The organism is Dactylosporangium maewongense, from assembly GCF_039531485.1.
In the GTDB taxonomy this organism is placed as follows: domain Bacteria; phylum Actinomycetota; class Actinomycetes; order Mycobacteriales; family Micromonosporaceae; genus Dactylosporangium; species Dactylosporangium maewongense.
In genome coordinates, this window is the sequence record NZ_BAAAQD010000001.1 from 300,525 (window position 1) to 311,390 (window position 10,866).

At 74.2% G+C, this 10,866-nt stretch carries 9 protein-coding genes; 1 reads left to right on the forward strand and 8 read right to left on the reverse strand.

The genetic code is table 11. The annotated features are described in order from the left end of the window. Positions 1-15: 15 nt before the first annotated feature. From ABD332_RS01365 to ABD332_RS01395, 7 genes are all read right to left on the reverse strand, one after another. Entirely contained in the window at positions 16-1,722 is a 1,707-nt protein-coding gene (locus ABD332_RS01365; protein ID WP_344498595.1) for a cellulose binding domain-containing protein, read from the reverse strand. A 68-nt stretch (positions 1,723-1,790) separates the two neighbouring features. Beyond that, positions 1,791-3,230: an aldehyde dehydrogenase family protein gene (locus ABD332_RS01370; protein WP_344498598.1), complete on the reverse strand. Its 1,440-nt coding sequence runs from the start codon at positions 3,228-3,230 to the stop codon at positions 1,791-1,793. Further along, positions 3,227-4,351, reverse strand: a complete 1,125-nt coding sequence (locus ABD332_RS01375; protein WP_344498600.1) for an FAD-dependent oxidoreductase — start codon at positions 4,349-4,351, stop codon at positions 3,227-3,229. The genes ABD332_RS01370 and ABD332_RS01375 overlap by 4 nt, the downstream gene beginning before the upstream one ends. After that, positions 4,348-5,202 (reverse strand): isocitrate lyase/PEP mutase family protein, encoded by an 855-nt coding sequence (locus ABD332_RS01380; RefSeq protein ID WP_344498602.1) that lies wholly within the window; start codon positions 5,200-5,202, stop codon positions 4,348-4,350. The genes ABD332_RS01375 and ABD332_RS01380 overlap by 4 nt, the downstream gene beginning before the upstream one ends. Next, positions 5,199-6,617 carry an aldehyde dehydrogenase family protein gene (locus ABD332_RS01385; RefSeq protein ID WP_344498604.1) on the reverse strand — a complete coding sequence of 473 codons (1,419 nt, stop codon included), beginning with the start codon at positions 6,615-6,617 and terminating at the stop codon, positions 5,199-5,201. Before ABD332_RS01385 ends, ABD332_RS01380 begins: the two co-directional genes overlap by 4 nt. 1 nt (position 6,618) lies before the next feature. After that, entirely contained in the window at positions 6,619-7,917 is a 1,299-nt protein-coding gene (locus ABD332_RS01390) for an acyl-CoA dehydrogenase family protein (protein WP_344498606.1), read from the reverse strand. Positions 7,918-7,933: 16 nt separating this feature from the next. Further along, positions 7,934-9,178, reverse strand: coding sequence for a flavin reductase (locus tag ABD332_RS01395; protein ID WP_344498608.1), 1,245 nt, complete (start codon positions 9,176-9,178; stop codon positions 7,934-7,936). A gap of 136 nt (positions 9,179-9,314) precedes the next feature. Here ABD332_RS01395 and ABD332_RS01400 point away from each other — a divergent pair, with 136 nt between their 5' ends. Further along, positions 9,315-10,127: an IclR family transcriptional regulator gene (locus ABD332_RS01400; protein ID WP_344498610.1), complete on the forward strand. Its 813-nt coding sequence runs from the start codon at positions 9,315-9,317 to the stop codon at positions 10,125-10,127. Positions 10,128-10,150: 23 nt separating this feature from the next. Here ABD332_RS01400 and ABD332_RS01405 read toward each other — a convergent pair whose 3' ends face one another. Then, a complete protein-coding gene (locus tag ABD332_RS01405) occupies positions 10,151-10,840 on the reverse strand; it encodes a hypothetical protein (RefSeq protein WP_344498612.1) in 690 nt (229 codons plus the stop codon). Positions 10,841-10,866: the final 26 nt, after the last annotated feature.

Genomic DNA, 10,866 nt, shown 5'->3' on the forward strand with positions numbered 1-10,866 from the left:
GCGCCGGGGCTTGGGTCAGCTTACGGCGCAGGTCAGGGCCGGCGTCGTCGCCGTGCCCGTCGCGATGAAGCCGAAGGTGGTCGAGGCGCCGGCGGCGAGGGCGCCGTTGTAGGACTCGTTGGTCACGGTGACGGCCGCGCCGCTCGTGGCGAGGCGGCCGCTCCAGATCTGGCCGATGCTCTGGCCGCTGCCGAGCGCCCAGCGCACCGACCAGCCGGTGACCGGCGAGCCGCCGGCGGTCACAGTCACCTCGCCCTGGAAGCCGCCGGACCAGCTGTTGGTGGTCCGGTAGGCCGCCGTGCACCCACCCGCCGGCGGGGTCGTGACCGGCGGGGTGGTGACCGGTGGGGTCGGGTTCGCCTGGCCGCCCTGGGCGGCGTGCTCCAGGTACTCCTCGATGTTGCGGTAGCCGTCGCCGTCCGCGTCGCCGTTGTGGTCGTCCACCTTCGGGTCGAGGCCGTTGGCGGACTCCCAGGCATCGGGCATGCCGTCGCGGTCGGTGTCCCAGCCGCTGGGCCGGCTCACCTGGGCGGCGTTCCACAGGGCGTTCCACTCGCCCGCGTTCGGGGCGTTGATCAGGCCGCCGCTGGTCGTGCGGGTCTCGGCGACGATCCTGGTGTCGACGGCGTCGCGGGCCCACCAGAACGCGCCGGCGCGGTCGAGGACCTTGGGCAGCGCCGCGGCGGCCGTCTCGTAGGTCATGTTCGGCACGTCGAGGCGGGCCGACCGGTGCATCGGGACCGAGGCGTACTCGGTCCACGTGGCGTCGCGCCCGTTGGCCAGGTTCGAGTCCCCGTCGTAGTCGACCCGGTTGCCCGACTGGTAGAGGCTGGTGCCGGTGGCCCCGGTGAAGACCGCGGGACTGCTCGAGTTGTGGCGCAGGTACGTGTTGCCCACGAAGTTGGCGTTCGCGTTCTGGTTGTCGCCGCTGTAGCCCTTGCCCTCGAAGACGACGTTGTTGCTCCAGTCGACCGCGTTCACCGCGCCGGTCTCGTTGCCCAGCCGGGGCAGCCGGCTGAGGTTGTGGGCGAACAGGTTGTGGTGGTAGGCGATGTTCGAGCCGGTCACGTCGCTGCCGACGAGCGCGCCGTAGCTGTGCCCGTTGTAGTTCAGCCCCTCGGACACGATCGCGTACTGGACCGACACCTGCCCGGCCCCGTCGCTGGCGCTGATGCCCTCGTCGTCGGCCCAGCTGACCGACGCGTGGTCGACGATCACCCGGTCGCCGGTGACCCAGATCCCGTCGTTCGTCGCCGTGCCGGGGTTGGCCTGGTCCTGCCCGGGCCGGAACTTGAGGTGCCGGATGACGACGTTGTCGCCGGTGACCTTGGTGGCCTGCCCCATGATCGTGACGCCGGGTGCGGGCGCGGTCTGCCCGGCGATCGTCAGGTTGCTCTTGCCGATGGCGAGCCAGCCCTGCCGGCCGGGTGGGGACAGCTTGATGGTGCCGGCGACGTCGAACACGATCGTCCGGCCGGTGCCAGGGGCGTTGGCGATGCCGTACCGAAGGGACCCGGGCTGCGGGGCGGTGGCGTTGTCGCTGAGGTTGGTGACGTGGTAGACGTCCCCGCCCCGGCCGCCGGTGGCGTACATGGCCGGGCCGGCCGCTCCCGGGAACGCGGGCACCGCGGCCGCGTTCGCCGCGGGACCGGTGGCGACCAGCGCGGCCACGACGAGCCCGCCCGCCGCGGCGAGCAGCAGTGTTGTTCGTGCCGTTGACATGTCGGACCTCTCTGACGGGGGTGTGCGTCCCCTGAGAGATGCATGCCGGACGATCCCGATAACACTTTCTACGACGGGTAGGCGGTGGGGGACAGGCCTGCCCCGCCCGCGCGGAACGCGGCCGGGGCGTGCACCACGCACGTCTGCGTGTACTCGGCGAGGCCCTCCTCGGCGTACTCGCGGCCCCAGCCGGAGCGCTTCACCCCGCCGAACGGCGCCCGCAGCGACATGCCGGTGCGGTTGTGGGTGTTGACGAACGCGAACCCCGCCTCCAGGCGCCGGGCGAAGGCGAACGCCCGCTCCTCGTCGGCGCTCCACACCGACGCGCCGAGGCCCAGGTCGTCGTCGTTGGCCATGGCCAGCACCTGGTCCTCGGAGTCGTACGGGACCAGCGGCACCACCGGCGCGAACTGCTCCTCGCGGATGAGCGCGGAGTCCGGCCCCGGGTCGACGACGAGCGACGGGTGCAGGAAGTAGCCCGCCTGCTCGTCGTAGCCGTCGGCCTCGCGGCCCAGGTCGACAACGTCGCCCATGGCGGTGATGGCCAGGTCGGACGCGCGGGACCTGGCCTCGGCGCTGATCAGCGGCCCCATCGTGACGCCCTCGGTGAGCGGGTCGCCGACGACGAGGACCCGGGCCGCGGCGGCCACGTACGCGTCGACGAACTCGCCGGCGCGGTCCCGGGGCACGTACAGCCGCTTCGCCGCCATGCACACCTGCCCGGCGGTCGCGAAGCTCGCCATCACCAGGCGCTCCATGCTCGCGTCGTCGAACGGCGCGTCGGGCAGGAACACCGCCGGGTCGTTGCCGCCGAGCTCCAGCACCGTCGGGATCAGCCGGTCCGCGGCGGCCGCGGCGATCGCCCGGCCCGCGTCCTCGCCGCCGGTGAACGCGACCTTGCGGACCAGGCGGTGCGTGACGAGCGCCGTGACCAGGGCGGCGTGGCCGTGCAGGACCTGGACGGCGGCGTCGGGCAGGTGCGCCTGGAGCAGCCGGACCAGGCGGTCGACGGTGAGCGGGCCGAGCGGGGAGGGCTTGACGATGACGGTGTTGCCGGCGGCGAGCGCGGCGGCGAGCTTGAGCATGGCGAGGATGACCGGCGCGTTCCACGGGGTGACCGCGACGACGACCCCGTAGGGCTTCCGGACGGTCAGCAGCCGGCCCTGGGCGTCGTCGAGCTCCCGGTCGGCGTACGCGGCCGGCGCGTGCTCGATGACCCACCGCAGGTGCTGGACGGCGAACCCGATCTCGCCGCGGCAGTCGGGCAGGGGCTTGCCGATCTCCCGCGCGAGCAGGACCGCGAGGTCGTCGAGCTCACCGGCGATCGCGTCGGCGGCGCGGCCCAGCGCCGCGAGCCGGTCGTCCAGTGGCGTGCCGGACCAGCCGCGGAACGCGATGTGCGCGGCGCGGACGGCGTCGTCGACCCGGTCGGGGACGTTGCGGGTGACCGGGTCGACCCGCCCGACGATCTCCACATGCCGCGCCGGGTTCTCCCGCCGGATGCTCACGCGGTCACCTGCCGCAGGGAGGCGATCATCGAGGACCGGAGCAGGTAGGCGCGGGCGGCGGCGGGGTCGGCGGCGAGGGCGCGCAGCTCGGCGGCGTAGGCGGAGGCGCCGCCGGAGCGCAGCTTCTCCCAGTTGCCGTGGGTGGTCTTCTGCACGTAGTCGCGGGCGACGGCGCGCCTGGCGTCCGCGGTGCCGGTGATGACGTCTTCGTCGCCGGTCATGACGGCCTTGGCGAGCAGGACCGCGTCGTGGATGCCGGAGTTCATGCCCATCCCGCCCAGCGGGTTGTTGATGTGCGCGGCGTCCCCGGCCAGCAGCACCCTGCCCACCCGGAAGGACTCCGCGACCCGCTGATGGACCCGGTACAGCGTGGTGTGCGCGACCCGCCACGGCCGCCCGGGGTCGGCGACGCCGAGGAGCCGCTCCGGCAGCCGCGCCTTCTCCAGGTCGTCGGGGGTGTCCGGCGGGGTCGGCAGCAGCACCCGCCAGTGGTCGGGGGTCCGCAGCAGGACCAGCCACTCGACGGGGTCGAACAGGTAGTTGACGTCGGCGATGCCGGGCAGCAGCGCGGCGAGGTCCTCGTCGGTGGAGCCGACCAGGAAACGGTCCGGGTAGGTGATGCCCTCGAACGCGTCGCCGAACAGGGACCGGCGCACCGCCGAGTTGGCCCCGTCGGCGCCGATGAGCCAGTCGCCGCGGAGACCGTCGTTGACCGTCACCCCGGTGCGGTCCTGCGCGACGCGCTCGACGCGCTGCCCGAAGTGGACGGTGCCGGGCGGCAGCAGCGGCAGCAGCAGCCGGGTCAGCTTGCTCTGCTCGCACTGCACCCGGAACGGGTAGGGGGTGTCGCCGGCGAGCAGCCCCATGTCGAGCTCGGCGATGATGCCGCCGCCGCGTTCGCGGTACTGGAACCGCGGCGACACCAGGCCCTGCTCCAGGAGCGCGGGCAGGACGCCGAGCCCGGCGAGCATCTCCAGGGACGGCGGGTGGAACGTCGACGCCCGGGACTCCGTGGCGAGGGCCTCGCCCGCCTCCAGGACGGTGACGTCGGCGCCGAGCCGGTGCAGGGTGAGCGCGGCGGTGAGCCCGACCGGCCCGGCGCCGGCGACGATGACCTTCATGCGGGCACCTCCACTGCGTACTGGGCGTCGAGGGCGAGGGCCGAGCCCTGGCCGACGAGGCCGGTGAACGCGTCCCACGGCAGCCGGGCGACGCCGGCGGCGGTGCCGTGCGCGGCGATCGCGGCGTACGCGGCCCGGGCCGCGTGCAGCGCGGCGAGCAGCGGCGCGACCGGGTGCAGCACGAGCCGGACACCGAGCGCCGCGAGGTCCGCGTCCTTCAGGAAGACGTCGGCACCGGCCGCCTCGGACCGGTTGACGACGAGGGGGACGCCGGGCAGCGCGGCGTGCACGGCGGCCAGCTCCGCCGCGCCGGTGACCCCCTCGACGAAGACCGCGTCGGCGCCGGCCTCGACGTAGGCCAGGCACCGGCCGATCGCGTCGTCGAGACCGGTGACGGTGTAGGCGTCGGTGCGGGCGACGAGCACCAGACCGGTCGCGGCCTCGGCGACCGCACGGATCTTCGCGGCGGCCACCCGCACGTCCACGAGCTCCTTGCCGGCCAGGTGCCCGCAGCGCTTCGGGCTGACCTGGTCCTCCAGGTGCAGCCCGGCGACGCCGGCGGCGGCGTACCGGCGGGCCGTCCACACCGCGTGCAGCGCGTTGCCGTAGCCGGTGTCGGCGTCGGCGAGCAGCGGCACGCCGCCGAGCGCGGGCGTGAGCGCGGCGGCGCGGTCGGCGATGTGGGTGCCGTGCACGTAGCCCAGGTCGGGCAGGCCGAGCGCGAGCGCCGCGACCGCCGCCCCCGACAGGTGCACGGCCGAGAACCCGGCCCGGGCCGCGAGCGCGGCGGTCAGCGGGTCGTACACGCCGGGCAGGTGGGTCACGCCCGGGGCGTGCAGCAGCGACCTCACAGCGCGAAGCCGTTCTCGACGCCGGTGACCCGCGGGTTGGTGAAGAACCGCAGGGTCTCCGCGGTGCCTTCCTCGCCGAGGCCGGAGACGCCCCACGCGGGGCGCGGCGTGAACAGGTGCAGGCTCATCACCGACGAGCCGTTGACCTTCACCTCGCCGGCCCGGATGCGGCGGGCGGCGGCGAGCGCGGCCTCCTCGTCGGTGCCGAACACGTAGCCTTCCAGGCCGTACGCGGTGTCGTTGGCGAGCGCGACGGCCTCGTCGACGGTGCCGTACCCGTGGACGGTGGCCACGGGCCCGAAGATCTCGTGCCGGGCGGGCTCCTCGGCGGCGCCGGTGACGAGCGCGGGCGCGAAGAAGTTCCCGCCGGCGGGCACGTCGGTGAACGTGTGCGCCTTGCCGCCGAGGTCCAGGAGCCGGGCCGCGACGAGCGCCCGGTGCCCGCTGTGGATGAGCGGGCCGAACTCGGTGGCGGGGTCGGCGGGGTCGCCGGCGCGCAGCGCGGCCAGGCGCTCACCGATCGCGGCGAGCAGCGACGGGAGCAGGTCGTGCGGGGCGATGAGCCGGCCCAGCGCCCGGCACCACTGGCCGTTGAGGGTGGTGAGCAGGTCGACGGCGGCGCGGGCGGCGGCGTCGACGTCGGCGTCGGGCATGACGAGCAGCGGGTTGTTGCCGCCGAGCTCCAGCTGCGCCGGTTTCAGCCCGGCCGCGCACAGCCCGGCGACGGCGCGGCCGCCGGGGACGCCGCCGGTGAACGACACGGCCCGCACCCGCGGGTCGCCGACGAGCGCCCCGCCGACCTCGGCGCCGCCGTGCAGCAGCTGCAGCACGCCGGGCGGCAGGACGTCCGCGATCGTCTCGACGAGCAGCTGGGTGCCGGCGGGGGCGTACTCGCTGGGCTTCAGGATCGTGGGGCAGCCGGCGGCGAGGGCGTTGGCGGCCTTGTGCGCGGCCATCGGTGCGGGCGCGTTCCACGGCACGAGGCACAGCGCCGGACCCCACGGCAGCAGCTCGACGGTGACGGGCCGGCCGTCGTCGCGGGTGACGGTCCGGGTCAGCCAGCCCTCGCGCAGCTGCGCGGCGGCGAGCCGGAACGAGCCGGTGACGATGAACCCGAGCGGGGTCGCCTGCCGGATCGGCACGCCCGTGCTCGCGCTCTCCACGGCGACGATCCGGGCGACGGCCGCCTCGAGGGCGTCGGCGCAGGCGTCGAGCAGGTCGGCGCGCTCGGCCGGCGGGACGGCCGCCCACGGCCCGGCGGCCCGGTCGGCGGCGGCGAGGGCGGTCTCGACGTCCTCGCGGGAACTGCCGAGCCGCGGGCCCAGCACCGCGCCGGTCGCCGGGTCCTCCAGGGTGCCGGGCAGCGTCCGGTTGGCGGGCTTCCAGCCACCGTCGACGAGAGAGCGGGCCGTCATGTCAGCGATCCTTCCCTGTCGTCGTCGTGGTCGACGCGACGTTGGCGAACAGGGCGTTCTCGGCGCCGGTGGTGACCAGGTTGGCGGCCTCCAGGCGGCCGCGTTCGGCGGGGAACGTCATCACCAGGGACATCGCGGTGTCGCGGACGGCGCGGGCGATGACGCCGGAGTTGGCGGTGCCGGACGTGCCGGTGCACTTGAGCGCGCCGACGGCCACGTCGAAGCACGCCTCGGTGATGGAGCCCTTCGCCATCCGCCACTGGCGGAACACGTCGTCCTTTCCGCGTAGCGGCGGCTCGGAGGTCTCCAGCTCCAGCTGGCGGCGGATCCACAGGTACGCGGTCTCCAGGCGCTCGGTCATGTCGCCGAACAGGACCTGGTGCATGGGGCTGCTGGCGACGGGCCGCCCGGTGTCGGCGAACGCCTTGCCGGTCGTCGCGGCGAGGGCCGCGTCGTACGCCGACTGCGCCGCGCCGAGGTAGACGGCGGAGATGGCGAGCTGGTTGCCGACGAACGAGCCGCGGCTGACCTGGAGCATCCGCACGAACGCGCCGGGCAGGGTCAGCGCCTCGTCGTCGGCGATGAACACGTCCTTGAGGGTGATGCCCTGGTTGGCGGTGGCGCGCATGCCGAGCGCGTCCCAGGTGGGGCGCTCGCCGACGCCGGCGGCGTCGCGCGGGACGAAGAACGTGGCGAGCCCGGCGGCGGTGTCGGTGCCGTCCAGCCGGGCGGTGGTCAGGTAGTAGTCGGCGACGCCGGTGGCGCAGCCGAAGGACTTCTCGCCGTTGAGCAGCCAGCCGCCGTCGACCTTCGTCGCGGTGGTGCTGATGGAGATGTTCGCGCCGGCGCTCTTCACCGACTCGGACGCGAAGTTGGCCAGCCACACGCCGCCGGCCATGCGGGTCAGGACCTTCTCGGCGAACGCCCGCACGACCGGGACCTCGTCGGGCTCGAACAGCCCGGCCCTGATCGCCTCCAGGGGCAGCAGGCCGCGCGACGCGCTGGTGTTGTGGAAGAAGTACGCGAGGGCCGTCGACCCGCACGCGGTGCCCATCGCGAACGTGGCGGCGGCGAGGTCGCGCAGGGTGCCGCCGAGCCCGCCGTACTCCTCCGGCACGACGAGCCCGAGCAGCCCCGCGTCGCGCATCCGGGCGACGTGCTCGACCGGGAAGCGGCCTTCGGCGTCGGCGCCCGCCGCGGCGTCCCGCAGCGCGGGCAGGACGGCCTCGACCCGTGCGGCCCGGCCACGCTCGGCGTCGGACAGGCCGTCCAGCAGACGGTCGGCGGTGAGCTGTGCCATGACGGTCGGGGTCCCTTCAGGAGGTGGAAACGCGGTACGTGCGGCCGGGCAGCGCCCCGCCGAGGTGTCGTTCGAGGTCGGCGGCGGCGGCGACCAGGGCGGCGCGGGGGCTGTCGCAGGCGACGCCGAGCCGGTCGGCGAGGAACTGCACGTCCTCGCAGGCCAGGACCCCGTCGATGCCGCCGAGGGTGGTGTCGAAGTGCCGGACGCCGCTCTTCATCGCGGTCAGCGCGTTGACGAGGCCGAGCCCGTGCCGGTCGCGTAGGCGTACCCGTAAGGACACGGGCATGGGCCTCGTGGCAGCGCGGACGGTCGCGTCCTGCAGCAGCTCCCGGACCTGGCGGGGCGAGGCCGCCTCGGCGCCCTCGTCGAGGCCGATCTCGGCGCAGCCGAGCGCGGCGAGCATGTCGACGGCGTCGAGCACGTCGGCGGCGCGGGCGGGCGCGAACGCGTCCGGCAGCCAGCAGGCCGCCGTCATGTCGTAGCGGCCGGCCTCGTCGAGGATGTGTTTCGTGACGACGGGGTCCCCGGCGGGCAGCTCGATCACCCCGGCGCCGGACAGGGCCGCGTCGGCGACCTCGTCGGCGGTCGCGACGAGCGCGGTCGCGGTGCGCCGGTCGCCGGTCGAGACGAGGCAGCCGTACGGGTCCCGCACGCGCACCCGGACCCCGGCGGCGCGCAGCGCGGTGGCGAGGGCGCCGGCGGCGGTGGCGGGCACGGCGTGGGTGCGCAGCGCGGACAGCAGCCCGGTGTCGGCGACGCTGACCAGGTCGGGCAGCACGTCGGCGAGCTGTCCCCAGGCCCGGGAGTGGAACAGCAGCGGCGCGACGACCCGCTCGGTCGACGCGCCGAGGACCGCACCGACGAAGATGGTGTGGTCGCCGCCGGCGTACGCGTGCACGACCCGGCAGTCGAGCCAGCCGACGGCGTCGGTGAGCACCGGCGCGCCGGTGACCCGGGTCTCCCAGGCGCCGCCGGCGAACCGGTCCGCGACGCCTTCCTGGCCGGCGAAGCGGCGGCCGACCATCGTCTGGTCCTTCGCCAGGACGCTGACGGCGAAGACGCCGCTGGCCTCGATGAGCGCGTGCGTGGTGATCCGCCGGTTGAGGCACACGAGGATCAGCGGCGGGTCCATGCTCACGCTGGAGAACGAGCTCGCGGTCATACCGTGCCAGCCGTCGCCCGCGACCGTGGTCACGACGCTGACTCCGCTCGGCCACTGTGCGAGCACCGAGCGGAACGTGTCGGGGTCGATCGTCACCCGCGCTCACCTTCTGTCTGCCGAACTGTTCCACTTGGCGAAACGCTGTCACCGTCAAGGTAACGACGGTGGTCAAGCGATGTCAACGATGTGCGACGCCGTTTCCCCTAGGGAAATCTGTGCTTAGACTTCTGGGGTGTCGACCACCACCACGGCGGCTTCCGCCGACAACACCGACGGCTCCGCGAGCCGCTCCATCGCGGCGGTCGAGCGGGCCATGGACGTCCTGCTCCTCTTCGGCCGGGTCGGGCGCCCCGACCTGGGCGTGACCGAGATCGCCGCCGAGCTCGGCCTGACCAAGGCGGCGGTGCACCGCATCCTCACCGCGCTGCGCAACCGCGACCTGGTCACGGTCGACCCGACGACCCGCCGGTATGCGCTCGGCCACGCGGCGGTCGCGCTCGGCCGCGCCTACCTGGCCCGCACCGACCTGCGCGCGATCGCGGCGCCGGAGCTGCGCCGGCTGTCGGAGGAGACCGGCGAGACCGCCACCCTGTCCATCCGGCGCGGCGACATGCGCCTCTACGCCGACCAGGTGGTGCCGGAGCAGGAGCTGCGCCTGGAGGTGCAGCTCGGCACGCCCTACCCGCTGCACGCGGGCGCCTCGTCGAAGGCGTTCCTGGCGTTCCTGGGCGAGGACGAGATCGAGGTGTACCTGGCCAAGCACACCCTCGGCGCGCTGACGGAGAAGACCATCGTCGACGACGCCGCGCTGCGCCTCGAGCTGGCCGCCATCCAGCGCCGCGGCTACGCGACCTCGCTGGGGGAGCGGCAGGTCGGCGCGGCGTCGGTGGCCGCGCCGGTCTTCGACCACGACGGGCACGTCATCGCGGTGCTGTCGGCGGCCGGGCCGCTGTCGCGCTTCAAGCCGCGGATGTCCGAGTGCGCCGACCGGCTTCTCGTCGCGGCCGCCCGGGTCTCCGGCCACTTCGGCTACCACGCGCCGTAGCTCGACGAGGGCTTCCGGGCGCCTCAGTGCATCCAGGGCTTCAGGACACCGAAGGCGGCGGCGGCGAGGACGGACAGCCAGATGCCCCACACGTAGGGCAGGCAGCCGTCCACCGCCCGCCGCAGGCCGCGCTCCACCTCCGGCGTCGAGCCTGTGGTCATGAGCGCGCCGTAGGGGGCGGCGAAGCCGCGCAGCGTGAGCCGGATGCCGAGGCCGCACGCGATCGCCGTGGCGTAGAGCGCGACCTTCGCGCCGAGCCACTTCGGGTTCGTCGTCACGCCGAACGGCTCGGCGGCGATGATCGTGTACCCCGCCAGGGCGTACAACACCCCGATCAAACCGATCCGGATGCCCCAGTCCGCCCGTCGCACCACGGGGTGCTTCCCCGGCTCGTGGTGGTCCTTGACCGTCAGGAACAGCCAGCCGAAGGCGAAGAGCCACACCGGCAGCACCGTCCACCACTGGAACAGCTCGAAGCCGCCCAGGCGCGCGCCGTGCGAGTCCAGGGCCATCAGGGTGACGCCGCTGGGCAGGAAGAGCACCAGGCAGATCTTCGGCCCCAGGTCCAGCCCGCCCATGATCTTCAGGGCGGTGTTGCGCGCGACGGGCGGCAGGTCGGGCCGCAGGACGAAGCGGCTGGAGTAGAAGACGCCGAGGTCCCCGCCCAGCCAGAACACGAACAGCACGATGTGCAGCAGGATCCACCAGCCCATCGCACAATGGAAACACTGATCCGCTG